Here is a 26,869-nt window from a genome sequence, read left to right as displayed (position 1 = left end):
TCCAGTATTTGCAATACCTGTTTCGATACGACCAGTAGCAACAGTTCCACGTCCAGTAATTGTAAATGAATCTTCAACTGGCATTAAAAATGGTTTTTCAGTATCACGAATTGGTTCTTCAATCCAAGAATCCACAGCTTCCATTAATTCAATAATTTTAGGAACCCAAGCTGGATCATTATTTAATCCACCTAATGCAGAACCTTGAACAACAGGACCATTATCGCCATCATATTCATAGAAAGATAATAAATCTCTAATTTCCATTTCAACTAGCTCTAATAATTCAGCATCATCAACCATGTCAACTTTATTCATAAAAACAACCATTCTAGGAATACCAACTTGGCGACCTAAAAGAATGTGCTCACGAGTTTGTGGCATTGGCCCATCAGTTGCTGCAACAACTAATATAGCACCGTCCATTTGAGCAGCACCTGTGACCATGTTTTTTACGTAATCGGCGTGGCCTGGACAGTCAACATGAGCGTAATGACGGTTAGCAGTTTCATATTCAACGTGTGAAGTATTAATTGTAATACCTCTTTCTTTTTCTTCTGGTGCATTATCAATTTGATCAAATGATTTTGCTTGACAGTAACCTGCATCAGACAATACTTTAGTAATTGCCGCAGTTAATGTAGTTTTACCGTGATCTACGTGACCGATTGTACCAATGTTTAAGTGTGGTTTGTTACGGTTAAAGGTTTCTTTTGCCATTTTACTTAATTTTTAATCTTAGTTATATATTTATTAGTGTTCAAAATATTCATTTTTTTTGAGCCAATGACGGGAATTGAACCCGTGACCTCTTCCTTACCAAGGAAGCACTCTACCCCTGAGCTACACCGGCAATCTAATTATGATTTACGATGTGTTATATACGATATTTGAAAACATTCAAATCTAATATCTAGACAGATATCGTAAATTTGTGGGGAGAGCAGGATTCGAACCTGCGAAGTTTACACAGCAGATTTACAGTCTGCCCTCGTTGGCCGCTTGAGTATCTCCCCAACTTTTTTTATTTTATGCCACTTAATATTGGAGCCGGCGGAGGGACTCGAACCCACGACCTGCTGATTACAAATCAGCTGCTCTAGCCAACTGAGCTACGCTGGCATTTATCAATAAAAAAAGTCCGCTATTTCTAACGGACTGCAAATGTAGACATTTTATTTTTTAATCAAAATATTTTTATAGATATTTTATCTTAAATATGTGTTCTTAGTTTTTCTTTCCTTTTTAATAATAATCTTTCTAGAGATTCTGCTGCTAATTCTACCGCTTCTTCAAAAGATTTACATTGTTTTTTAACAAGAAAATCATCACCAGGAACGTGAATTTTTACCTCAACAATTTTATTTTCTTTATCACTTGTCTTTTCTACTTTTAAAAAAACGTCTGAAGATACTATTTTATCATAATATTTTTCTAATTTATCCATTCGTTCTTGTACAAAATCTACGAGTTTTTTGTCAACTGTAAAGTTAACTGCGTGAACATTTACCTTCATAATAAATAATTTTATAGGTTATACTTTAAAAAGTTAATTTTGGTTTCTTGGATGGGCATTTTCGTAAACTTTTTTTAACTCTGCTAAACTACTATGTGTATAGATTTGAGTGGACGCTAAACTTGAATGTCCTAATAATTCTTTTACAGAATTTAAATCGGCTCCATTATTTAACATATGAGTTGCAAAAGTGTGACGCAATATATGAGGACTTTTCTTTACCTTCTCAGAAACATTACTAAAGTAATAATTAATTAAACGATACACAAATGAATCGTTTAATTTAACTCCTTTTAACATTAAAAAAAAATATTCACTGTCTTTTACTTCAATTTTACTTCTTTCTTTAATATATAAATGAGCTTGTTGAGAAACAATTGATACTATTGGAATTATTCTTTCTTTGTTTCTTTTTCCTAATACTTTGATAGTATTATTTAATAAATTAAAGTTGTGAATTTTTAAATTTATTAATTCCGTCCTTCTTATTCCTGTTGTGTAAAACAAATCTATTATTAGTTTATCACGAATTCCTTCAAAATCTTTTTTATATTCTATATTATTAAGCACTTTGTCTAACTCTTTTTCTGAAAATGGTATTTGAAGGATTTTTGAAGTTTTTAATGCTTTATGTTTAAGCAAAGGACTAGATTCTATTTGTTTAATTTTTAATAAAAATTTATAAAAAGATTTTAATGATGAAATTTTTCTATTTATTGATGCGTTTGATATTCCTTGATCTACTAATTGAACTATCCAACTTCTTATTATACTGTAGTTCACTTGTTCTAACTTTTCTTTATCAAAATTAACATTTACAAATTCTTGAAAAAATTCTAAGTCTTTAATATATGCACTAACAGTATGTAAAGAATAATTCTTTTCGATTTGAAGGTAGTTTTGAAAAGAATGAAGATTATTCATTTACGAATTGTAAAAATTAATTTTAAAAAATATCATATTATTTCTTATAATAAAAAGATTAAAAAAAATCGTTAGTAACAAAGTTATAAAACTTTAATTACTAACGATAATTTTTAAGAGAAAATTAATTACTAACTTTCCAAACCGTCTTTCATATTTTGTATGTAAGCTGCCTTTTGAATCTTCATTCTGTTAGTAACAGAAGGTTTGATGAAAGCTTGACGTGCTCTCAATTGACGAACAGTTCCTGTTTTATCAAATTTTCTTTTATAGCGCTTTAATGCTCTATCAATATTTTCTCCGTCTTTAATTGGTATAATTAACATTTTTGGACCTCCTTTCTTTAAATTAAGTTGCAAAAATAGTATTTATTTTGGATTAATTGCATTTACTTTAAAATTATTTTACTACTCCTAAATAGATCGCTGTTTTTACTAATCCTATATTATTTTTTACTTGTAACTTTAAAAAAATATTTTTTTTATGACTTTCTATTGTTGCTTTACTTATTGATAATTTAATTGCAATTTCATCTGTAGTTTTTTCTTGAGCAATTAATATAACGATTTCTTTTTCTCTACTTGTTAAAATAGATTTTTTAAAATCAAAGGTATTGGTTTGTTTTTTTTCATTTAAAAAATAACTCTTACCAATAATAACTATTTCATTTATTGCTTTTACAAGTATATCTTTATCTGTTTCCTTTAATAAATACCCATCAATTCCTTCAATTTTTTGTAAATTATCAAACATACTTATTGCTAGTATTTTAATTTTTGGATATTGGTTATTAATAATTTTGATAAATTCAATTCCATTCATTTCTGGCATTGATATATCTGTAATTATTATATCTGGAGTTAAATTTTTTAGTTTTAGTAATGCATTTACTGGGCTTTTTTCTGCAAATAAAATTGTAAAATTTTCTTGTGATGATAATACAGAAATCATTCCATCAAGAAACATTTGATGATCATCTACTACAACAATTGATATATTTTCTAATTTATTCATTAGTTGGAATATCCATGATTAACGTTGTTCCTATACCTTTACTACTTTCAATTATTAATTTACCATTTAAACTTAAAATTCTTTCCTTACAATTTTTAATGCCCATTCCATCTACTTTGTTTTTTTTAAAACCTACACCATCATCTTCAAAAATAATATTTAAATTGTTTATATGACTTGTAAAACTTATTGTAACTTGATTTGCTTTAGCATGTTTAAAAACATTGGTTAATAATTCTTGAATTATTCTATAAATAGTATGTTTACTTATATTTGATAATAATTCTAATGAATTTTCAGGAAATATTGAAACATTAACTTTAAATTGTTTTCTATTATTATACTCTTTTGCCAATTGATGAATTAAAATTTCTAAATTTTTATTTTTTAAATAATCGTAATTTAAATTATGAGATATTGCTCTTAATTCACTAAAAGCAATTGACATTTTATTTATAACAACATCAATTTTTTTATTTTTAATTAAAGAGTTTTCTTGAGATAGTTGTAATTTTATACCTGCTAATGTACCTCCAATTCCATCATGAATTTCTATAGCCAATCTTTTTCTTTCTAATTCTTGTCCTTCTAGAATTCCATTTATTCTTTTTAATTCTTTTTCTTGTTCAAGTCTAACTATTTCTTGATTATAAATTTTTTGCCTTTTAAAACTTAAAATTTTTTGAATTTTAATTCTTTGACGCAAATAAAAGACTATTGTAATTGATAAAATTAGCAAAATCAAACTTACTAATATAATTGTTCTTTTAGTATTTTGTTGAAGTTCTTTATCTTTTGTAAGCAATTTAATCTTTAAATTCTTATTGTCAACATTATACTTTGTTTCTATTTCATTAAAAGTATTGATTTTATTGACATTAAAAATACTGTCTTTTAATGAATTAAATTTTTCTTTAAATAATAATCCGTTTTTATAATCATTATTATAGATGTAACATTTAGAAATTGCATCATATAAATTTAATTTTTGATCTGATGTAATATTCTTTTTAGTTACTTCTAATGCCTTGTAATAGTATTGTAAAGAAGTAGTGTATTGCTTCTTTTTTAAATAATATCCACCATAATTAAAACTAACATTAAACAGCATCAATTCATCTTTAATTAATTGTTGTATTACAGAAGCTTTTTGTAAATGATAAAAACATTCCTTTAATTTTATATTTTTTTTATCACTTAAATACAATTCACTTAATCCAATATGTACAATAAACTCTGTTGCTAAGTCTTTATTTTTTTTAACAATTGCCAATGCTTTAAAATAGTACTGAGATGCTATTTGTTTATTAGTAGCAACATATAATATTGCCACACTAATGTATGCTTTTGATAATTCAGTGTTTAGCGAATATTTTTTAGCGTTTTCAATATTATCATTATAATATTTCAATCCTTTTACGGTGTCTTTTTGAACAATATAAAGGTTGCCTAAATTAAGCAATACTTTAGATTTAATAGCTGATAGTTCATCAGCATCTACTATTCTCATTGCAGCTAAATACCACTCTAATGACTTATCAAATTTATCTTCTTCAGATGCAATTATCCCTAGCTGATTATAACTGTAGCACAGTACTTTTTTATACTTATTTTTTTAGCAAAAGAGATGGCTTTAAGATACTCTTTTTTAGATGCTATACTATTGTTTTGGGTATAGTAATAATAACCCAAGTTACAATAGGAACGAGCAATTAACGAGTCGTTTTTAATTAAAATACTGTTTTTACATGCTCTAGAAATATACTTAAAAGCTAAACTAGGATTAGTGTTTAACTCAACCGCAAATTGCTCAATATCTACAATAATTTCCTTATGCTTTTGTTGAGAAAACATAAGATTACAAATAAAAAATACCGCTAAGATACAATTTTTTTTCATACGAAAACATCCCCAATTCATGGTATGGTTTGGTATTCAAATATATAACAAATTTGATAAAAATAATTTGTAACAAATTTAAAACCCTATTATTATGAAAAAATTAGTAATTATTGCCCTGTTATTAAGCTCATGTTTTACTTGGTCGTCAACTTTAAAAAATTCAACAACACCAATAGGTGGTGGCAATACAACTCCTCCTAAAGGAAATAGTGGTCCGTTAAGAGGAATATGTGAAATTTCTTTTAGATCAAATTTAATATAAGTTTAGAAACCTTTTAAACTTTAAAAAATGAAAACTAAAAGTCAAATTATAACCTGTATTAGGTTTAAAGTAAAAAAGAGGATAACCGTGGGATTGTTCTATTTCTCCTCCACGATAAAAATAAAGAATACTTAATTTAAAATGCTCATAATAGTGTAACTCAAAATTATTATTTTTCAAAATATTTATATTTCATAAAAATTAACTATTTTTAAAATGTTTTATAAAAACTAAATTTTGATAAAATTGTTTAATTATAGTTGCTTATATCAAATGAGAAAAAATCAACAAGTTAAAACAATAAATATGAATACTTTATATAGATTTTTTAAAACACAATTATTTTTAATTGTGTTATTGAGCGCAAGCTTTGGTTTTGCGCAAGTGGTAGTTGTACCTGCAAATTGTAATGTTGTAGTGCCAGGAATTGGTGGATCAGTTGGGTTTGGTAGTAAAGTGGGTAATGGTGGTGTTGTAACCATGCCAGATCCTTTTATTGGTGGTATATTTACCTATGTACCAGGTAGCACAATAATAACTGGCTGGTCGTTACTTGGAGATTTATCAATATCTAGTCCAACTGTAAATGCTGGCGCACCATTCACTTCTGCAGGTGCTTTTTTACAAGTTAAGTTAGATTCGTATAATAAATCTTTACGATTAGCAGAACAAACCAGTCCTTCATCAGCTTCATTAGCTCGTTCTAAAGGTAGAGTTACGGTGAGCTATAGTGGCACGTGTGGTGGTTCAATGTTTTTTGATGTTTATAAAACTTACGCTAATTCAGTTTCAAGTTATGTACCGCCAATTATAGGTCCTGATTGTTTATTACCAAATACTCAATATTCTTTTTCTGTAGATCAAATTGCAAGTGATAATGCAAGTGATAATTTTGGATTTGACCAGTATTATTGGAAAGGAATACCATTAAATGTTACAAATTTGTATTATTCAGCAGATTTTAGTTCTGTTTCTTTTAAAACAGGTCCTAGTGTAGCTCAATTTGATTTAACGTGTTTTTATGGTAGAGCAAATCCTTGGGATAGTGGAACAATATCTACAGCACCACCTTTAATTTCACATACAACATTTGTTACTAAATCAATTGGAGCTGCGCCTATTCTGCCAGGTTTGTCACCGATCTTAAACCAAAGTCCTTTACCTAATTGTATAGCAACAGGAACTACAAATTATGTAATTACAATACCTGCCATTAATTTAGTTGTTGGCTACACATATTTATGGACTTCTAGTAATGCAGTTTGGAATTTAACTCAATCTGGTACGCAAGGTTCAATATTAACAATAAATAATTTTGACAACAACCCAAGTACGCTTACTTTAACAATAACTAATGGCAGTTGCACTCCAAGTGTTTTTAATTTTATAATGAATAGAACATTAGCTCCAGCGCTTGGTATTACAGCAGTTGGTAGTGGTTTACCTGTAACTTGTATAAATGCTGCTACAAGTTATTCTTTACCGCAAAACGCATTGAGTAATCAAACTAATTGGACAATTTCGCCAGTTGTAGTAGGAGGACCAACTGTTGCTAATGGTGTTGGTAGTGGTTCTACTTGTACTGTCACACCAGGCACAGTAGCTGGACAATATAGTTTAATCGCAACAGCAAAAGCAGCAACTACTTGTACAACAACTTCAACAAGTATCCTTATCAATATTAGAACTTCAGCACCTACAATTAATACTGCTTCACCAAAATGTGTGATTAGAAATGGTGGTCCATTGTTAACTTATACTTGTGCTGTATCGTCTGGAGCTTCTGGATATACTTGGACTTTTCCAACTGGATGGGTAACCTCTAATGCAACTAATGTTATAACTGTTGCAGGATCAGCAAATAATACTGTAACTGTAACAGCAGGTGGTACTGCGGCTGCAGGAATTATTTCTGTTATTGCAAATGGTGCTACAGGAGCTTCTTGTAATAGTGCTACAGCAACCTACAATGTAAATTATTCATCAGTAACTCCTGTTTTTGCATCAACTAATACTACTGGTTGTTTAATTGCAGGCGCTACAACAGCATATGTAAACGTTACAAATATTCAGAATTATGGAAACTACACGGTTACGAGTAATCCTGTAGGTATAACGTCAAGTGGAGTAATAACTGGTGGTACAAATTTATCATTAACAATACCATCAACATTGGCAGCAGGAACTTACAGTATAACAGTTGTTCATAATAACGTAATTGCTTGTGGTACAGCTACTGCTACACTTACAAGTTTAGTTGTAGGCGGTAGTATTGCTAATTGGGCTGCAGGTTTTCCTAGTTATGATATTACTTCTGGTGGAAGTGATGTATATAGAGTAAACTCACAACCATTGTCTACAAGTTACCAATGGTACAGTGGTCCTGCAATTTTTACAACAATTAGTGCATTAACAATTATACCATCTCCTGGTACTAATCCAAATGTTTCATTTAGTCCTAGTGGAAATCAAATGACTTTGTACGGTAATACACTATTAGCAAATCCGCAAGTTTATTGTATTGTAACTCCACCAGGTGCATGTCCGACTATAATTAGTGCAGCAAGAGGAACACACGGTACATCAAGACAAGTAAATACAAATGTGAAAAATATAATTGATGGTATTACGATATCTCCAAATCCTAATAATGGTAATTTTTGTATTAAAGTTGATAATTTCATAGATTCAGCTACTGCTATTTTAACTGATATTTCAGGAAAGGAAATAAGTAAATATAATTTAATTAAAGGAGAAAATAAAATTCAAAATGAACGTTTAATTCAAGGAATTTATTTTATTAATTTACTAATTGACGGTAAACAAGAGATCCGTCAAATTATTATTAAATAATTTAATACTTTAAAATTATAGAAAGTTTTGGCTTTAACAGTCAAAACTTTCTTATTTTTATGTAACTTTAATTTAAATTTTTTATTATGAAAAAAATTACAGTTTCGATTATAATTATATCTATATCATTTTCTGCTTACTGTCAAAAGGAAATTTGGTGTTACAAAGTTAATTATAATTATGTAAATCCAGAAGTACCAAATGCAAATAGTAATGATGGGCAAATTATTAAAGTTCCTCTTGAAGGTGGATCATCAACGCCAACAGTTGTGCACACATTCGATGTAACAGGACTACAAGGGAAATTTCCATTAGGAAGATTGCTTCAAGCAGCAAACGGAAAAGTATATGGAATAACCTCTGGTTATACCAACTTTTCTGTCCAACCATACATAGAAACTTTAGGAGTTTTATTTGAATACGATCTTTTATTAAATAAATATAGTGTTCTTGCTAATAACTTATTAGAACCAAGATTTGGGGTAATTGAACTATTACCAGGTTTTATTTATGGTGTAACCAATAGAGGAAGGTCCATTTTTAAATATACGATTGCAACTAATAGTTTTAGCATTGTAGCAACAATTCCTGTTGGAAGTCAAGGAAGTTCTATTCAAGGTGAGTTAACTAAAGCTTCGGATGGCAATTTATATTTCCTTACAGAAAAAGCATATACAGCAAACGGAAGTTATCCTGGTGGTGGAATTTTTAAATTTAATCCATTGAATAATCAGCTCAATTTAATGTATATTTTAAATTATACTGGAGGATATTTAGGTTTAGGTGTACCTAGTTATAATACAAAAATAGCCGAAGGATTTCCTGGAAAATTATATTTTACAACATTAAATGGAGGTGTTCATACATATCCATCAAATTTAGACGGTTGCGGTACACTTTGTGAATATATAATCAATACGAATAGTGTGTCTAAAAAATATGATTTTGATTATTTTGGAATTGGTGGTACTCCAAGCTCTTTGATTAACGGTGGAAACAATAAATTGTATGGCGCCTTATATAGTAATCCTTCTCAATTATATCCAAATTACACAGGATCTATTTTTGAATATGATTTAATAACAAATTTACTTTCTGTTATTTATGTAAATGATATAAATTCTGGAATTTTCATGTATTATTACAGTGGTATTCAGATTAAAGGTTCAGATGGTAATATTTATGGACAATGCAGAGGTGGTATTTATAAATACGATTTATCAACAAATACAATTTCACAAAAAATTCCTGTAACATATGGAGATGATACTCTTGAACCAATAGAAATCTGCCGAAAACCATCCTATCAAGAATTCATTCCCAACAATTATAATCCTTGTGTAAACACACCATTTACCTACAACATTAACAACACCAACGCCACAACTTATGTATGGAAAAAAGATGGTATTATTGTACCATTACAAACAACAGGAATTTTAAATATAAATAATCTTATACCATCAGATACAGGTATTTATACTTGTACCATGACTAACGAATGTGGCGAAACAACCACCATGAACTTGAATATAACAGTAAATTGCCTTGATGTTCCAGAAGTTGTTGCAGATAAAAATACTATTTCACTTTACCCAAATCCAACAAAAAACACAATTTCAATTCATTTACCAGAAAGTGGCAACTACGAAGTTCAAGATATTTATATTGTAAACTTACTTGGTCAAAATGTAATAAATAATATAAAAAATCCCAAAAACATTGCTGTAAGTTCTTTACAAAAAGGAATTTATATTGTGGTTTTAAAAACTAACAATGGTGATTGGAATGGGAAATTTGTGAAGGAGTAATTAATAAATTTAATAAAATTATGAAAAAAATAATCATACTTTTTTTTGTGTCTCACTTCTGTACATTAAGTTTATATGCGCAAAAAGAACTTTGGGGTGTTTATAAAGGATATCCAAGTTATACAGTTGCAAATGATGTAGTTGTTCCAGCAAATTTTGGTAGTATTATAAAGTATGATAATAATGGAGAAAATCCAATAATAATGCATCAATTTGATGGTATTCATGGGCTATTTCCAGAAGGAAGACTGTTTATGGCATCTAATGGTAAAATATATGGTTCTACTACTCAAGGCGGAATAAATGAAACAATAATTCCAAATTTCGTAGAAAATGCTTATGGAGTTATTTATGAATACGACCCAATTTTAAATAAATTTAGAGTAGTTTATAATTTTGATTCTAGCATATTTCCTAGATGTCCTCGAATTGGATTTATAGAACCAATTCCTAATAAATTATATGGCGCAACAGCTAATAGATTAATAACTTATGATTTAATTACTGAAGCAACAACAATTTATGGTGGATTAAATTATTTAATTAATAGCGAATTAATGAAAGCATCTGACGGTAACTTATATGGTACGGTTATAAGGCCATTCGAAACCTGTCCTAATTCGTCTTCATCAAATCTACCTTACAATGGTTCAATTATAAAAATAGTTCCTTCTAGTAATACTATAAATATAAATTATTCTTTAAGTTGCAATTGGGCATTGGGCGCAAAACCATCAGGAGAATTAGTAGAGGTAAGTCCTGGTAAATTATTTGGGACTACTGATGTTGGTGGCATATTACCAAATAGTGCTGTTTCTAATTATGGTGTAATATTCGAATATAATTTTTTAACTAATACTTACACCAAAAAATTTGATTTTGATAAAGATACAACTGGTAGTCGCCCAAGTCCGTTAATAAAAGGATTAAATGGTAATCTTTATGGTGCTTGTGTGGGTTATGGTACTTGTACTTCATCGTCAACAGAAGGTTCAGGAACTTTATTTGAATTTAATCCAAATACTAATGCTTTAACTGTTTTAAAAACCTTTGGTTGTGGAGGTAATTTAATTGCAAATCCAAGTTCGCTAATGAAATCGTCAACAGGAGATTTTTTTGGAACTGTAGGTAATGATTTTGGAGTAATATTTAAATATAACCCAGTAACTAATACATGTTCAATGGGTACTTCACCTAAAACAGAAAATCTCATTGAAATCTGCCGCAAACCATCCTACCAAGAATTCATCCCCAATACATTTTCTCCTTGTGTAAATACTCCTTTTACCTATAATATTCAAAACACAAATGCAACAAGCTATGTATGGAAAAAAGATGGCGTTGTTGTACCATTACAAACCACAGGAATATTAACTATAAATAATCTTATTGCATCAGATACTGGTATTTACACTTGCACAATGACTAATGAATGTGGCACAACAACAACAATGAATTTAAATGTTACTTTAAATTGTCTTGATAATGAAACCTTTGTAAATGATAAAAATGAAATCATACTTTATCCAAACCCAACAAAAAATACAATTTCAATTCACTTACCAGAAAATGAAATCTATGAAATTAAAGAAATAACTATTGCCAATATACTTGGGCAAAAAGTTATCGGTGATATAAAAAATGCTAAAAATATTGATGTAAGTAGTTTACAAAAAGGTATTTATATTTTACAATTAAAAACTGATAAAGGTGATTGGAATGGGAAGTTTGTGAAGGAGTAAAATATTCAAAATTCCAATTTAAAAATAATTTATAAATTGGAATCTGATTTATTTTTGAAAATTTAAATTATATAAAAAAGCCCAAATTATTTAACTGCTGGCTGATAATTTTGTTTGTCAATTATCATTTTTGATAGAATTTCTCTTAAAATTTCTGAGGTTCCACCGCCAATTGGACCTAAACGACTGTCTCTTAACAATCGTGCCAATGGATATTCTTCCATATAACCATAACCTCCAAGCATTTGTAGGCAATTATAAATTGCTTCGTCGGCTACTTTTGTTGATTTTAATTTTGCCATTGTGGCTTCTTTAACTACGTATTCGCCTTTGTCTAACCTTGCAATTGCTGCATAATTAAATATTTTGCAATGCTCAACTTCTGTGGCGTGGTCTACTAAAGTGTGTCTTAGCGCTTGAAATTTATTAATTGTAGTCCCAAATGCTTCACGTTGAGACATATAATCAATTGTATAATCTAAAGCATATTCTGCACTTGCGTGTGCATTTATTGCCATTATTAATCGCTCTAGAGCAAAATGTTGCATAATATAAGGAAAACCTTTTCCTTCTTCACCCATTAAATTTTCTTCTGGTATTTCTACATTATCAAATGCAATTTCTGCTGTATCTGATGCTCTCCAACCTAACTTATCAAGTTTTGTTGCAGAAACTCCTTTTAAATTAGTATCCATCAAGAAGATACTTATTCCTTTATTTCCTTTGTCTGGACTTGTTTTTGCCGCAAGAATATAATAATCGGCATAGACACCATTTGTAATAAATGTTTTAGAGCCGTTAATTATATATTTATTTCCTTTTTTTATAGCAGTAGTTCGCATACCTGCAACATCGCTTCCGCCAAAAGGTTCTGTAATGCACATTGCTCCTATTTTATCTCCAAAAATACTTGGCGCTAAATAATCTTGCTTAATTCGTTCATCGCCTTCGGCATTTAAGTGTGTCATTGCTAAATAGGAATGAGCCCAAATTGCTGCTGCAAAACCACCAGATTTAATTTTTTGAAGTTCTTCTAAAAATACTACTGTATAAAATAAATCTAAATTTAATCCGCCATAAGCTTCTGGATACGAGATTCCAAAAAATCCCATATCGCCAAATTTTTTCCAAATAAAACGTTCTATTGAACCTGTTTTTTCCCACTTTTCAATGTGAGGTACAACTTCTTTTTGCAAAAAATCTTGTAGACTTTTTCTAAACAATTCGTGTTCTTCTGTAAAATATGCTGAATTCATATAATAAACGCTTAATTTATACTCTATTTTTTAGAATTGTAAATATAAGGCAATTATTTTGACTTTATCAACAGGAAAAGCTTTAATATTTGCTAAATCCTCAATTTTAATATCGCCATTCATGCTTCTATAGGTTACAATGTTTTTAGAAATAGGAAATCTAAAATAGGGAAATTGTCCAAGTTCTTTTATAGATGCGTTATTTATATCAATCTTCTTTAGATTAGGAAGTACAGAAATGGTAAAGTATTTATTCAAATTTAATAGTACTTCTGGAGATAATCCCCAAATATCATTCATTTGTTCCATAGATACAAATCCGCCATAAAGGTCTTTTTGAATTAATATTCTATCGCTAATTGCATCACCAATTCCAGTAATTTTCATTAAATCTTCTTTAGTAGCTTGATTAATATCTAAAACTTTTAACGCTTCTTTTTTAGGATATTCTTTCCAGTTGGATTTGTAATTATTTTCTTTCTTTGGGTAATTTACCCAATCTGGAAATTTAAAATAAGGAGCGATTGCATTTAAAAGCGAATCGGAAATTTTAGTAACTTGTTGAAATTCTTTGGCTGAATTTGCAAATTTTCCAAGTTTTCTAAATGCCAATAATCTGTCTATTTCTTCTACTTTCATACCTAATTTATATCCTTTAAAATCGGTTATGAAATTGGGATTGAAAGGATACATTGTATAACTAGAATTTTTCTTTTCATTTTTTAAAGTATCTATAGCCGATTGCAATGACAACCATTCTTGCTCTTCTTTAGATTGTTTGGTAGAAATTGAAAAATCTGTGAAATAATAAACCAATTGCAAAGCAATGATAATAGTTAATAATACAAGTATTCCTTTCTTTTGATCTTTCGAAAAATGAAGTAGCGTTTTAAAAGGATTATTATTTTCTTCCATTAAGTAGTTTAAATAGTTTACAAATCAAAAACCGAAGTACGTTTGGCGCGAATTAAATCTTTTAATCGCATCCAAAAAGCTAGCGTTAAATATACACCAAACCATAATCCGGCGGTTACGAACGAAATATAGATAAAAAATATTCTTACGCTGTTGGCTCGCATTCCCAAACTATCTGCCAAGCGAGATGATACGTGAAAACCATGTTTTTCAAAAAAATATTTTAAACGGATTACTGGACGCATTTTTTATTAATTAAAAAAATAAATGTACAATTAAAATTTGAAATTTATTTAGATTTTAGTAAATCAATACCAATTGCACATTGCAAACATTTTTTATTGTTGCAATACTCGTTTTTTAATTGCAATAACGATTGTGCTTCAAATGCATTTTTAGACTTTAAACCGAAACTTGAAAACTTGTCTAGAATTGAATTTTTTTCTGATGGAATTGTAGTTAAAAATTCGATTATTTTTTCTGAATTTTCTTTTGCAATACTTTTAGAATAAGCAAATTGAATTGGAATAATTGTATTTATTATTAACAAATTTATAAACGAATTGGTAAGTGATTTGTTTTTTTTAGGACTTTCTTTATCAAAATTATAGTGTGTCTTCCAATAATCACTAACAGATAAATTAAAAATATGATACAACTCTTGACTGGTTTTGGCTTCAATAATTTTAGAAAATAAATTTCTTTGCAAATGATATAACATTGCCAATTGCGATAATCGTATGGTTGGAAAATTATCTGGTCGATGTTTAAAAAACTGAACCTCGTTTATGGTTGGTTTTATAATTTTATATTTTAATGCAATATAATTGTACCAAGATTTTAATTCTTTAGAATAATTATCTTCTGCATTGATTGGAATCATATCGGCTTGACCAAAAAGTAATGCTTCTAGATACAAAACTTCTAACGCTTCTTTTCTAATTAATGAAAACGTAATTGATTTTGCAATTTTAAAAAATGTTTCACCATTAGTATTAAGCCCAAAATTTTTAGCGAGCATAATAAATAAAACTGCTTCCCAATCGTTTTCTGTTTCTTTGAGTAAGTCTTGAATGGGTTGCGATTTTCGTTCTAATCGTTCAAAAAACAATCGTTCTTGCCAACTTTTAATTACAAAATCATCTACATTATGTAATTGTTTTTCGCAGAATATCCAGCTTTTTGGAGTTATAAGTGATTGGTAGTTATTTAATTCTTCTTTAGAAATATAATTTTTAATTTCTAGAACTGGAATTTCGGAATTGTCTTTTCTAAAAATTGGCGTGTCGTGTTCCCAAACAACGTGAAGAATTACGCTGTCATAATTTTGATCTTTTTCGTGATTGTGAACATACCAATCGGAAGATTTTATGTGAATTTCTATATTTCCTGCCCATTTTTGATTGTCGATACTAATTTGAGCATTGAAAAAATCTGGACCAGCAAGTTGTGAATAAAATCCTGAATTTATTATTGTTAGATTTTCGTTTTGGGTAGTTTTTAAATTTGAAAAATCAAACTTTTTATAGTTCCAAACGTAATGTAGAAAATCTTCTTTCATTTATAAAACAGAATTGAAGACGAATGTAGTAAATTATCTTAACAAATACAATTTGGCGCAAGCTCTTGCATCTGATAATGCTTCGTGATGGTTGAGTTGAATGTTGTTTAAATTAGCACAATTAGAGAGATTTGCTGGCTTGTATCCTTTTTTTCTGTAGATTTTACAGGTACATTCCCACATATCGGCAAGTTCTAATTCGTCATAATACAAACCGTAATACTTCATGGTTTTTGTTAAAACTCTTCTGTCAAATGCTTCGTTGTGTGCTACAATTTTACGTCTAAATAATCGTTTATGGATTTCTGGAAAAAGCGAATCGAATGTTTTTTCGTTTAATGTTTCTATTGGTTTTATATTATGAACCATAATGTTTCTGTACCAATATTCGTTGTTTGGTGGTTGAATTAATGTGTAATATTCTTCGGTTATGATTCCGTTTTCTACTGTTACAATTCCAACAGCGCAAGCACTTTCTGGATGTCCAGTTGCGGTTTCAAAATCTATAGCTGTAAAAGTCATTGTTTATTTTTGATTAAAAAAACCCACAATTTTCATTGTAGGTTAACTATGTTTTTGAAAATTATAATTACAGTTTGTGCAATTCAGAAGCTTTAATAGTTATTATTTTACCTTCTCGCATAATTACTACAGATTGATTCTTTTCAATTTTAGATTGAATCATTCTTTCTGAAGATAATTTTAATCCTTTGATTACTTTATTTATAAAACTGGAATTATTTTCTTTAGTAATTTTCATTTTAAATTAAATTAGATTTAAATCTATTCCAAACTTCATTATTAATTACAATAGTATTTAATTTGGAACCTTGTGCAAATAACTGAGGCAACTCATCAGAATTGTCAAAAACTGCCCATTCGTTACACAAAGGTATATAAATTTTAAATAGGTTTTCAATTCCGCGAGAATATCTTCTTTTAATAATTTCTGTTGGAATGTTGTGTCCACCTTCTGAAACTCTTATTGCGACTCTATTTATTGCCATTTCTACCGTTGGAAGCCAAAAAAATAGCAACTTAATTTTGTATCCTTCTTCTTTGGCTTTTAAAAGTCTATTTTTATATGATTTGGTTGATAATGTAGTTTCGAAAGCAAAATTTTGATTTAATTTTAATAATGAATCTATTCGTTCTAGCATGATTCTTCCGGCTTCAAAAGATACTTTTTCTGGTTGAAACGGCGATAAACCAAAGGCAATATTATCGGCATTTACAAATTCTTTACATTCTAAAATTTCAGGTAAAATAGTCAATGATGCAGTTGTTTTTCCTGCGCCATTGCAACCTGCAATTATATAAATGTTTTTTTCTTTCATGTTTTGCCGCTAAGTCACTATGGCGCAAAGTTTATTATGTTCCTTCGACTTTGCTTCGACTACGCTCAGCATAAACTTCTCAGGATAACAGTATATTTAAAATTTGAAATTTTTAATATCAATTAAAAAAATTTAAAAAATAAACTTATTTTATTGAACCAATAATATCATATTTTGTAATAATGTGATGTTTTCCGTTTTCTAAATCTACTAGAACTGCTTGGTTTTCTTTAGTAAAAAGTTTGGAAACTTCTTCTATTGGTGTTCCTAATTTTACAATTGGATAGGGTTTTCCCATTACTTCTTTTATAGGTTTATCTGCTACATTTTTATCTGAAACGTAACTTTGAAATAAATCTGTTTCGTCTACTGAACCAACAAATCCAGAAATATCTATTACAGGAATTTGAGAAATTTTAAATTTTCTCATTCTTTCTATTGCATGAGAAACCAACTCTTCTGTTCTAACAATTACTAACGATTTATCTATATGATCTTTGATTACGTCTTCAACTTTGGTTACTTCTTCGTCTAGAAATCCTCTTTCACGCATCCAATCGTCGTTGAACATTTTACCAACATAACGACTTCCAGAATCGTGAAACAAGACTACAACAACGTCATCTTTAGTGAAATGTTCTTTTAGTTGATGCAAACCTTTTACGCAAGAACCAGCAGAGTTTCCAACAAATATTCCTTCTTCTAGTGCAATTTTACGTGTGTAAACTGCTGCATCTTTGTCGGTTACTTTTGTAAAACCGTCAATTAAAGAAAAATCTACGTTTTTAGGAAGTATGTCTTCTCCAATTCCTTCTGTTATGTAGGAATAAATTTCGTTTTCGTCGAAAATTCCTGTTTCGTGGTATTTTTTAAAAACTGAACCATAAGTATCAATTCCCCAAATTTTTATGTTTGGATTTTTTTCTTTCAAATACTTACCTATTCCAGATATTGTTCCACCAGTTCCTACTCCTACTACAAAATGGGTTATTTTTCCGTCTGTTTGTTCCCAAATTTCTGGACCAGTTTGTTCGTAATGCGCTTGCGCATTACTTGGATTATCGTATTGATTTACGTACCAAGAATTGGCAGTTTCGTCTCCAAGTCGTTTAGAAACTGAGTAATATGATCTTGGGTCTGTTGGTTCTACATCTGTTGGACAAACGATTACTTTGGCTCCAACGGCACGAAGAATGTCCATTTTTTCTTTGGATTGCTTGTCTGTAATTACAAAAATACATTTGTATCCTTTTACAATTGCTGCAAGTGCTAAACCCATTCCGGTATTTCCTGATGTTCCTTCTATTATTGTTCCTCCTGGTTTTAATCTTCCATCGGCTTCGGCATCTTCTACCATTTTTAATGCCATTCTGTCTTTGGTAGAATTTCCTGGATTAAAAGTTTCTACTTTGGCAAGTACCAATGCATCAATACCTTCAACAACTTTATTTAGTTTTACTAATGGTGTGTTACCTATAGTTCCTAATATATTTTCTGAATAGTTCATTTATTGTTTTTTGTGATTGCAAATGTACTGCAAAATAATGTTTTAGCAAAGCATGAATTTAATGCAAATGATAGGTCTTTTAACCCTGATGGTAATGGAAATCCTTTTTTTAATTGCCTTGGGTTAAAACCCAAGGCAATTAAAAAAAGATTGGAATGGACAGCAGGAATATGGCTTGTTGAAAAAGCGCAAGCCAATTGTTACTGAAAAAAAGTCCAAACCAGTCCGAAGCGAATTAGAAAATCTCTGTATGGCGTATTTGGCGCTGCATAAAAATTGTTTCCTGTAAAAGCAGAATTGAAATGCTCTGCTTTGAAAAATATACGTGTTTGACGAACTCGAGCGTTTATGAAAAAATCTATGAGTGGAAAATTGCCGATTTCTTTATTGTTTTGAACGAAAAACTCACCTAATATTGGATTGTAATCGTTGGCGTAATATTTAGTGAAATAATTGGCGGTAAAACCTGTTTGAAGATACATTGCTTTTTTGAAAAGATAATTGGTATAGTATAACGTAGTTCTTAAAGTTATGTCTGGAACGTTTAAAATTTTGTCTTGTTGATCTACTTTTTGATACAAAAAGGTATTATCTAGAGCAAAATTACTGTATTTAAATTCTTTATTGATTTTTACAGATAAGTAGTTTATTGCATTGGAGTATTGTTTTGGAGCAACTTTTTGAACATTTAAAGCAGAAGGTTCGTTATTAAAATAAAGATAATCTTCTAGATTTGTTAGTTGGAAAGTAACATTTACCCATTGAGATTGTGCATCAATAGTGATATTATTTATATTTTCGTTTTTAAAATAATTTCTCCAATTGTAATATACGTAACTGCTGTTGTTTAAATTAAAATTGTGATTTGGAGTTTTACTTATATTTTGATATTGAAAAGTAACTTGATTTTTATCGTTAAATTGATAGTTAACTTTTGCATCAAAATTTCTTAAAGGCACTACAGATATAGAGTTGGAATATAAAACTGTTCCTTTCCATTTATTTTTATTGTAATTGTATTGACCTCCGATTGAATTTATTGTATTTTGTAGAAAAGTTGGATAGGTTGTTATTGTTAAGTCTTCTGGATTATTTATTGTTTTTTGAGTGTTGTAATAATAATGATAATTAAAGTTTTCTAAAAAAAATTCAAACTGTCCTACTGATTTATTTTCATAAACAGCAGCAACTTTGTTATACAATTTTGAGTATCTAACTTGATCATTTATATTAGAATTTACTATTGATGGTCCAAATCTATTTACTTTTAATTCTGTAGAACCTGTTCCAATAGTTGATTGAATAGTAGCTTGATTGTACTCGAAAAACTTGTGTTCGAAATTAAATTGATGTTTTACTAGTATGTTATTCTCGCTGTCTTTTGAATTTATTCTATAATTATGATCCACAAAAAAACGCTTGCCTTTTAAAAATGATTTAGCATTGTTTAAATAAACTTGAAGACGAGCTCTATTATCAAATGAATTATCTTCACCCTCAAAATCTTCAATGGCTGTTATTCCACCATTTTCTCCATTAGAGAGATCTTGACCAGTGTAATGAAAATTTAAATTATATTTTTTATTGAGTGTGTTATAACTTGTGGTAAATCTAAAATTTCCTGTGCTTGATAACTGATTAATATATTTTCCTAAAGAACGAAGACCTTTAAAAGAAATAGAAAAGTTTAATCTTTCTGATGTATTTAAAGTAATTAAAGCATCTACATTCTGACCTTGTTCCATTACGGTTTTAAAATACAATTCTGTTATTGGTGTTGCGACAGAGTAATATTTGATTTTTTTAGCTTCTTGAAAGTTAAAATGTTTTGCACGAAAACCCATTTCTGGATAGGTAGAAAATTTATTATAACCAAAATCTAATGTATTGTACGTTTGACCTTCATTGGGAAAAGGTAAAAGTCCGAAAATGTCTTTTCTTAAATAATTGTATTCATATTCTTTTTTTATAGATAAAGAGGTATCTAAAATTATGGTGTCTTTTTCTATAGAAATAATTTTATAGGAAGTTATTGGTGCTTTTTTAGCAGCTTCTTTAGCTCTTTGCTCTGATGTTTTAATTAAACTTTTACGTTCTTCTGTTTTAGGTTTAACTTGAGCCATTGAAAAAAATGTAAATAAAAAGAATATAAGAAGAGAACGCATTTTTATGTTTTAATGTTATTGCACAAAGGTATATAAAAGCAACTTAAAAAAAAGCAAAAAAAAACCGTTCGTGTTAGCGAACGGTTTTGGTAATTTATAAACAAATAATTAATTTGGAGCTCCAGCAACCCAGAAAGGTGTTAAAGCATTAACAGCAAAAGCATCTGCAGCGGTCATGTTAGGAACATTAGCTGTGTTTGCAATATACTCTGATGTAGGATATATTAATCTGTAAGGTTTTCTAGTTTGAATAGCTATAGATGAAAGAGGAGTTAATGGATAACCAGTTCTTGTATAATCTATATAGGATTCAATACCATTAAAACCCATCAAAGCAATCCACTTTTGATACAAAATAGCATGTAATTTTTGAGCGGTTGTAGTTGATGCTGTAAAACCAAAATTTGGTCTACTTGCGTTTACTGTTGTTAAATATGTACCTATAAGAGCATTTCTCATTAAAAAATTGTCAGTAACTCCTTGATTAAATAGATTTTGTGCATCAGAAAACAATGAAGGATATCTTACTGCTGCTTCTGCTCTCAGGAAGCAAGATTCAGAAAAAGTCATTATAAATCCATCAACTGTAAAAAAATCATCAGGAGTTCCGTCATTAACTCCAGCGAAGATTTGTGCTTGATCATAAGGATTAATATTGCCTTGAGCGCCCAAACGTGATGGTGGACCAGGAAGTGTTGTAGTTGGACCACCTACATCAACAAGACTTGAACCTTGATTAACAGCTCGTCTTGGACCGACAGCATTACCTTGGATTCCTCCAGTAAAAAGCCTAGTAGAACGTGGATCTGTTAAATTCACATAATTCACACCAGAACCAGGTACAATTTCTTGAGAACCAGCTGCTGGATAATTAGTTGAAGCATAACTTTGCATTGACTTCCAAGCGTGACCAGTCATAGCAATAAAAGTTCTGTTTTGTATATTGTTAGAACCAGAATCATAAAAATAAGTACTAGCCATTGGAGTAATATTAGCATTAGTTGCTCCACTAAAACCAGGATTAATAGAAACGTTATCAGTTAAAAATGGCCCACCAGAAATTTCAGCAAGTTGTTGATCTCTAAAAGTTGCTTTGGCACCAGTTACTTCTGACATTCTTAAACACAATCTTAATTGAACAGTATTTGCAAATTCTAACCATCTGTCCATATCTCCTTGTAACATAACATCAAAACCTGAAATATCTTCAACTACAGCAGGATCTGCAGCTGCAATTAAATCTCTAGCTTCTTCAAGATTTTGAAATAAATCTTGATAAATAGCATAGTCATCATCGTAGGTTGGTGTCAAATTATCATTTCCTTGCCAAGCATTTGTATATGGTGCATTACCATATAAATCAACTATATATTGCATGTAAAAAGCTTTACAGATTTTAGCTGCTGCAACAGAATAGTCATATTTACCTTCAGGATTTGAGAAGTCAATAATTGCTTGATAGTTTTTTAAATTTAAGAACAAACCATTCCAAATATTAGAATAAAAAGCATTATCTAGATTTAATTGTAATTCTCTATCATATCCATTCCCAAAAGACTGTACATTTCTAGTCCATGAATTCATGAATACATTTCCTAGTTGGTTCATTGTACCTACTTGAACTCTGTAAGTAGAAACTTGAGCCCCAGGTAATAAATTTTTTGGTAGAGCTTTGTCAAACTCTAACTGATTTGGACTTTTATTGATATCCAAATACTGATCGCACGAATAAAAAGCGAAAGCTAATATTGGTACTAAAAGTTTTAATTTTTTCATATTATTTTTTCTTTTAAAAAGTTAAATTTACGGTAAAACCTAAAGTTCTAGTTGTAGGATATTGACCAATATTGATAATACCTTGTGCATTACCTGTTGTGTTAGAAGCTTCAGGATCTGCATAACCTCTATTTTCAACACCATTTTTAGCTTTTAGTAATTTTCCGTCAGCTAAGAAAACAAAAGGATTTCTTGCATTAACACCAATTCTAAAAGATTCTAATCCAGTTTTTTCAATCATCTTTTTAGGCAATCCGTAGCTTAATGATAATTCTCTAATTTTTAAAGCCGAAGCATCAATTACACTTGACTCAGCAATAGCTCTACCAGTTGTTGTAAAATAATTTAAAACACCAACGGTATCAGGAGTAAAAGCTGTAGTTGTATTAACAGCACCAGTAGTTGTAACTCCTGGAATGACATAACCTTGTGTTCTATCAAATCCAACTGTATCTAAATCACCTCCAGTAAACAATAATAAGTTTTTAGCAAATGAATAAGCAGAAGCACCCATTCTTAAATCTGCTACAGCAGTAAATTTAAATCCTTTAAATTCAAATGAATTTGTAAAACCTATTATATAATCTGGAACACCTTTACCTAATTTTTCAAAAGTTGAAGTTGTTTGTGGTAATCCATTTGCATTTATAACAACATTACCATTTGCATCTCTTACAAAAGCAGTACCTTTAATTAAAGGAAATTCTTCCCCAATTTCAGCAAAAACACCAACTTGTGTATTAGATTGTAGGTTAATACTTGTAGCACCACCTCTTAAAGCAGTTATTTTAGTTTTAAAAGTACTGTAACTAGCTCTCATATCCCATCTAAAGCTTTCAGTTTTTATTGGTGTTAATCCCAAATCAATTTCGAAACCTTTATTTTCTAAGTCTCCAATATTTGTGAAAAATGTACCATTACCAGAACCAGAAGATGCAGTAGCATTAGAAATTAAGTCTTTAGTTTTCGCAACATAATACGAACCTTCTAAAGTTATTCTGTCTTTAAAAAACCCTAATTGACCACCAACTTCAAGTGTATTAACAAACTCAGGTACTACAAAAGGATCCGTTGGGTTTGCGTCATATTGATATGCAGATAAATCATTAAAAGGGAATCCTGAAGGTATTCTTGTTAAAACATTTGTAGTGTATGAACCAACAGAAGAAACGTTTCCTACAGAAGTGTAAGAAGCATTCAATTTAGCATAATTTAAAACTTTACTGTCTTTTAAACTAGCAAAAGCATTCGTTGGAATAAATGAAACACCAACAGAAGGATAAGGATAAGGTTTTTTTACAGTTGATCTTTGTTCAACTCTTGCAGTAGCATTTAAATATAAATAGTTTTTATACGACAAATCAAGATTAGCAAAACCTGCAACAAGTCTAGTTCTTATTAAATTATTGTTTAACAATGCTGGATTTGTGGGGTTTAATACATTAGTTATATGATAAAATCCAGGCACATCAAGATTATTTCCACCTTGAGATGTAATTCTAAATAATCTGTCTTGTATGCTGTTACCAACATTTAATTTTAATCTTAATTTACTAGTTAAATCATAATCAAAGTTGAAAATCAAATCTCCATAAATATTTCTGGTTGATGATTGATTAGCAAAATAATTTGATGCAGATGCAGAACCACCAAGAGCTTCATAAGTCTCAGTTGTTGCTCCGTAATATTCGTAAGGAGCAATACTAAATTCATCTGTAATTCTAGTAAAAGCATCTCTATGAGATTGAGCGTTAGCGCTAGAAACTTGAACATTTGCAGTATAATTTACGCTAAAATGTTTATTAAATTCATAACTTAAAGCGGCTATACCATTAAAAACATCTGACTTATTATCAAAACGATAAGCTTTAGAAATCCAGAAAGGAGATTGTGCATAAACGGTCCAGTGGTTCTCGTTCTGTGAATTACCATTATCAAATCTTGAAACAGGAACATTAGAAGCTGTTTGAATTAAATCATCAAATAAATCACTATCTGTTTGAGAGCTTTTTTGTGTGATGTAATTTATAGTTCCGTCAATTCCAAATTTACCAACTTTTTTACCAGCTTTGAATAAAAATGAATTTCTAACTAGTTGGTCATTTTTCACTACAAAGTCTGTATTTAGTCTGTTAACAGACAGAAAAGCATAAGAATCTGTACCTCCTACATTAAAGTTAAACCCATTTTGAAACAATGTTCCATTTTGAAAAAATTGTTTAATGTTATCTTTAATAGGTTTCCACTCAGTAAATAAGAAATTACCATCTGATTGAGGCAAACCAACTGGCACTACCTTTGGAAAACCAGGAGTATTAAAAGCTGGACCCCAAGATCCATTTTCCCAAGGAACAAATGTTGATAGAACACCAGGTATACTCGGATCATCAAATCCAGGATCTGCTGCCCAACCTTGACCATATTCTTCTTGTCTTTCAGGAACAAAATTTACTGACTCAAAATCTACAGAGGAATTAAACCCAAAAGTAAATTTTTCATTTTTCGAACCTCTTTTAGTTGTTACAATTATAACACCATTTACACCTTGTGAACCATATAACGCTGCACCTTGAGCACCTTTTATAACGTTAACATTCTCAATTATGTCTGGTGGTAATTGTGACAAAATATTTGCAGAAGAAATAACATTATCTATAACAACTAAAGCTTGATTGTCTCCACTGATAGATCTATTACCTCTCAACAAAATTCTTGTATCTGCATTTACTCCGTTACTAACAGTTGAAATTTGTAAACCAGAAACTTTTCCTGCTAAAGATTGAATAGCGTTTGGATTAGCAGCTTGAGTTAATTCAGCGTTTCCAATTTGTTTTTGAGCTGCGACAACAGCATTTCTAGTTCGCTTAATACCCATTGCTCCAGTAATTAAAACTTCACCAAGCTCTACTGTGCTTGAAACTAATTTAACGTTGTAGCTATTTCCAGCTCCAACTTGTTTTGTCTGATCAGCATTACCCAAATAAGAGAACACTAATGTCTCTCCTTGACTAGCTTTGATAGAATACTTTCCATCTACATCGGTTTGTGTACCACGATTTGTTCCCTTAACAATAACATTAGCGCCAGGAATTGGGCCAGTTGCGTCTGAAACGATACCACTTACAGTTTTCTCTTGTGCAAACGAAAACTGCATTGTAAACACTACTAATAGTGTGTAAATCCATTTGAACTTCGATCTCATATTTAATTTATTTGAGTTAGTTATTCCGCAAACTTCTTAATAATTTCTTAAATAAACAAATAATACTTCGGAATATTATAATTTATTTTTGTTAAACTTTTAAAGCGTATTCCTAACATTGTGGTTGCAACGCATACTATAGATGCAGAATAATGCAAAAGGTTGCGTTAAAATATGTATTTTTATCAAAATTAATTTTATGTTAAGTTTAAGATTTTCAGATTATAAACTAGAATGTGGTACTGATGAAGCTGGAAGAGGTTGTTTAGCTGGACCTGTTACAGCAAGTGCAGTAATTTTGCCCGGAAATTTTGAGTTACCAAAATTAAATGACTCCAAACAATTATCTGAAAAAGTTAGAGATTATTTAAAACCAATTATAGAAGAAAAAGTTATTTCTTTTTCTGTTACGCATATTGAACCTATTATTATTGACAAAATAAATATTTTAAATGCTTCGATAAAAGCGATGCAAGAATGTGTATTAAAGTTAAATCCTACACCTTTATATATTATTGTAGATGGAAATCGTTTTAAACCTATTAATGATATTCCTTATTCTACTATTGTTAAAGGAGATTCTAAGTTTATGAGTATTGCAGCAGCATCTGTTTTAGCAAAAACATATCGTGATGAATATATGAATAAAATTCATGAGGAATTTCCAATGTATAACTGGAAACAAAATAAAGGCTATCCAACGCTAGAGCATCGCGAAGCAATCAGAAAATATGGAACAACTAAATACCATAGAATGAGTTTTAAATTGTTGCCGGAGCAAATTAAGTTGGACTTTTAATGAGTTGGAAGAATGGGAGTTAGAAGATGGAAGTTGAAAGATGGAAGTTGAAAGATGGAAGATTGTAGATGGAAGATTGTAGATTGTAGATGGAAGATGGAAAATTGAATTATAATATTGAGGTTAAATTTAATTGTTGTATAAATGCATTAAATTTGATAATTTAGTGTGAATTTAAAAGAAACTTGTTTTGTGTTCCTTCGACTGCGCTCAGGATGACAGATTGTGTAAGATTTGAAATTGATTTTTGAAATTGATTTTTGAAATTGATTTTTGAAATTGATTTTTGAAATTGATTTTTGAAATTGATTTTTGAAATTGATTTTT

At 29.8% G+C, this 26,869-nt stretch carries 22 protein-coding genes and 3 tRNA genes; 5 read left to right on the top strand and 20 right to left on the bottom strand.

Translation table 11 applies throughout. The features are described from left to right. The 9 genes from ACH2BC_RS03525 to ACH2BC_RS03485 form a co-directional block, all read right to left on the bottom strand. Positions 1-720 (bottom strand): GTP-binding protein (locus tag ACH2BC_RS03525; protein WP_395052604.1); only part of this gene is annotated, 720 nt, incomplete at its 3' end. Positions 721-781: 61 nt separating this feature from the next. Continuing rightward, positions 782-853: transfer RNA gene (locus ACH2BC_RS03520), tRNA-Thr, on the bottom strand. 82 nt (positions 854-935) lie between these two features. After that, a tRNA-Tyr gene (locus ACH2BC_RS03515) sits at positions 936-1,016 on the bottom strand. A gap of 29 nt (positions 1,017-1,045) precedes the next feature. Further along, positions 1,046-1,122, bottom strand: a tRNA-Thr gene (locus ACH2BC_RS03510). Between the two features lie 91 nt (positions 1,123-1,213). After that, positions 1,214-1,516 (bottom strand): ribosome hibernation-promoting factor, HPF/YfiA family, encoded by a 303-nt coding sequence (gene hpf, locus ACH2BC_RS03505; protein WP_395052603.1) that lies wholly within the window; start codon positions 1,514-1,516, stop codon positions 1,214-1,216. Between the two features lie 33 nt (positions 1,517-1,549). Beyond that, positions 1,550-2,440 carry a tyrosine-type recombinase/integrase gene (locus ACH2BC_RS03500; protein ID WP_395052602.1) on the bottom strand — a complete coding sequence of 297 codons (891 nt, stop codon included), beginning with the start codon at positions 2,438-2,440 and terminating at the stop codon, positions 1,550-1,552. Between the two features lie 131 nt (positions 2,441-2,571). Then, positions 2,572-2,766, bottom strand: a complete 195-nt coding sequence (gene rpsU / locus ACH2BC_RS03495) for a 30S ribosomal protein S21 (protein WP_395052601.1) — start codon at positions 2,764-2,766, stop codon at positions 2,572-2,574. Between the two features lie 73 nt (positions 2,767-2,839). After that, on the bottom strand, positions 2,840-3,454 hold the full coding sequence (locus ACH2BC_RS03490; protein ID WP_395052600.1) for a response regulator: 615 nt from the start codon (positions 3,452-3,454) through the stop codon (positions 2,840-2,842). Then, positions 3,447-4,964 carry a sensor histidine kinase gene (locus ACH2BC_RS03485; RefSeq protein WP_395052599.1) on the bottom strand — a complete coding sequence of 506 codons (1,518 nt, stop codon included), beginning with the start codon at positions 4,962-4,964 and terminating at the stop codon, positions 3,447-3,449. The genes ACH2BC_RS03490 and ACH2BC_RS03485 overlap by 8 nt, the downstream gene beginning before the upstream one ends. A 483-nt stretch (positions 4,965-5,447) precedes the next feature. Here ACH2BC_RS03485 and ACH2BC_RS03480 point away from each other — a divergent pair, with 483 nt between their 5' ends. From ACH2BC_RS03480 to ACH2BC_RS03465, 4 genes are all read left to right on the top strand, one after another. Then, a complete protein-coding gene (locus ACH2BC_RS03480) occupies positions 5,448-5,618 on the top strand; it encodes a hypothetical protein (protein ID WP_395052598.1) in 171 nt (56 codons plus the stop codon). A gap of 306 nt (positions 5,619-5,924) precedes the next feature. Continuing rightward, a complete protein-coding gene (locus ACH2BC_RS03475) occupies positions 5,925-8,471 on the top strand; it encodes a T9SS type A sorting domain-containing protein (protein ID WP_395052597.1) in 2,547 nt (848 codons plus the stop codon). A gap of 86 nt (positions 8,472-8,557) precedes the next feature. After that, entirely contained in the window at positions 8,558-10,282 is a 1,725-nt protein-coding gene (locus ACH2BC_RS03470; protein WP_395052596.1) for a T9SS type A sorting domain-containing protein, read from the top strand. Between the two features lie 20 nt (positions 10,283-10,302). Then, positions 10,303-12,024, top strand: a complete 1,722-nt coding sequence (locus ACH2BC_RS03465; RefSeq protein ID WP_395052595.1) for a choice-of-anchor tandem repeat GloVer-containing protein — start codon at positions 10,303-10,305, stop codon at positions 12,022-12,024. A gap of 86 nt (positions 12,025-12,110) precedes the next feature. Here the strand turns inward: ACH2BC_RS03465 and ACH2BC_RS03460 are convergent, their stop codons facing one another. From ACH2BC_RS03460 to ACH2BC_RS03410, 11 genes are all read right to left on the bottom strand, one after another. Beyond that, positions 12,111-13,280, bottom strand: a complete 1,170-nt coding sequence (locus ACH2BC_RS03460; protein WP_395052594.1) for an acyl-CoA dehydrogenase family protein — start codon at positions 13,278-13,280, stop codon at positions 12,111-12,113. Positions 13,281-13,310: 30 nt separating this feature from the next. Beyond that, entirely contained in the window at positions 13,311-14,195 is an 885-nt protein-coding gene (locus tag ACH2BC_RS03455; RefSeq protein ID WP_395052593.1) for a helix-hairpin-helix domain-containing protein, read from the bottom strand. A 17-nt stretch (positions 14,196-14,212) separates the two neighbouring features. Next, the gene (locus tag ACH2BC_RS03450) at positions 14,213-14,440 is read right to left on the bottom strand and encodes a PspC domain-containing protein (RefSeq protein WP_395052592.1); all 228 of its coding nucleotides are present in this window, start codon (positions 14,438-14,440) and stop codon (positions 14,213-14,215) included. A gap of 44 nt (positions 14,441-14,484) precedes the next feature. Then, on the bottom strand, positions 14,485-15,756 hold the full coding sequence (locus tag ACH2BC_RS03445; RefSeq protein WP_395052591.1) for a DUF2851 family protein: 1,272 nt from the start codon (positions 15,754-15,756) through the stop codon (positions 14,485-14,487). A 33-nt stretch (positions 15,757-15,789) separates the two neighbouring features. After that, positions 15,790-16,278 (bottom strand): exonuclease domain-containing protein, encoded by a 489-nt coding sequence (locus tag ACH2BC_RS03440; RefSeq protein ID WP_395052590.1) that lies wholly within the window; start codon positions 16,276-16,278, stop codon positions 15,790-15,792. A 67-nt stretch (positions 16,279-16,345) separates the two neighbouring features. Next, on the bottom strand, positions 16,346-16,516 hold the full coding sequence (locus ACH2BC_RS03435) for a hypothetical protein (protein ID WP_395052589.1): 171 nt from the start codon (positions 16,514-16,516) through the stop codon (positions 16,346-16,348). Position 16,517: 1 nt separating this feature from the next. Continuing rightward, positions 16,518-17,093: a zeta toxin family protein gene (locus ACH2BC_RS03430; RefSeq protein WP_395052588.1), complete on the bottom strand. Its 576-nt coding sequence runs from the start codon at positions 17,091-17,093 to the stop codon at positions 16,518-16,520. A 145-nt stretch (positions 17,094-17,238) separates the two neighbouring features. Beyond that, positions 17,239-18,600 (bottom strand): pyridoxal-phosphate dependent enzyme, encoded by a 1,362-nt coding sequence (locus tag ACH2BC_RS03425; protein ID WP_395052587.1) that lies wholly within the window; start codon positions 18,598-18,600, stop codon positions 17,239-17,241. A gap of 200 nt (positions 18,601-18,800) precedes the next feature. Further along, positions 18,801-20,723 (bottom strand): putative porin, encoded by a 1,923-nt coding sequence (locus tag ACH2BC_RS03420; RefSeq protein ID WP_395052586.1) that lies wholly within the window; start codon positions 20,721-20,723, stop codon positions 18,801-18,803. A gap of 150 nt (positions 20,724-20,873) precedes the next feature. Further along, positions 20,874-22,541: a SusD/RagB family nutrient-binding outer membrane lipoprotein gene (locus ACH2BC_RS03415; protein WP_395052585.1), complete on the bottom strand. Its 1,668-nt coding sequence runs from the start codon at positions 22,539-22,541 to the stop codon at positions 20,874-20,876. Positions 22,542-22,554: 13 nt separating this feature from the next. Next, entirely contained in the window at positions 22,555-25,743 is a 3,189-nt protein-coding gene (locus ACH2BC_RS03410) for a SusC/RagA family TonB-linked outer membrane protein (protein ID WP_395052584.1), read from the bottom strand. A gap of 199 nt (positions 25,744-25,942) precedes the next feature. On the opposite strand from ACH2BC_RS03410, the gene ACH2BC_RS03405 reads away from it, so the two are divergent. Then, entirely contained in the window at positions 25,943-26,542 is a 600-nt protein-coding gene (locus ACH2BC_RS03405; RefSeq protein ID WP_395052583.1) for a ribonuclease HII, read from the top strand. Positions 26,543-26,869 lie beyond the last annotated feature (327 nt).

The sequence above is a fragment of the Flavobacterium sp. genome, from assembly GCF_043760115.1.
Lineage (GTDB): Bacteria > Bacteroidota > Bacteroidia > Flavobacteriales > Flavobacteriaceae > Flavobacterium.
The sequence above is the reverse complement of the archived record's forward strand: the minus strand, read 5'-3'. Positions and strand labels throughout refer to the sequence as shown.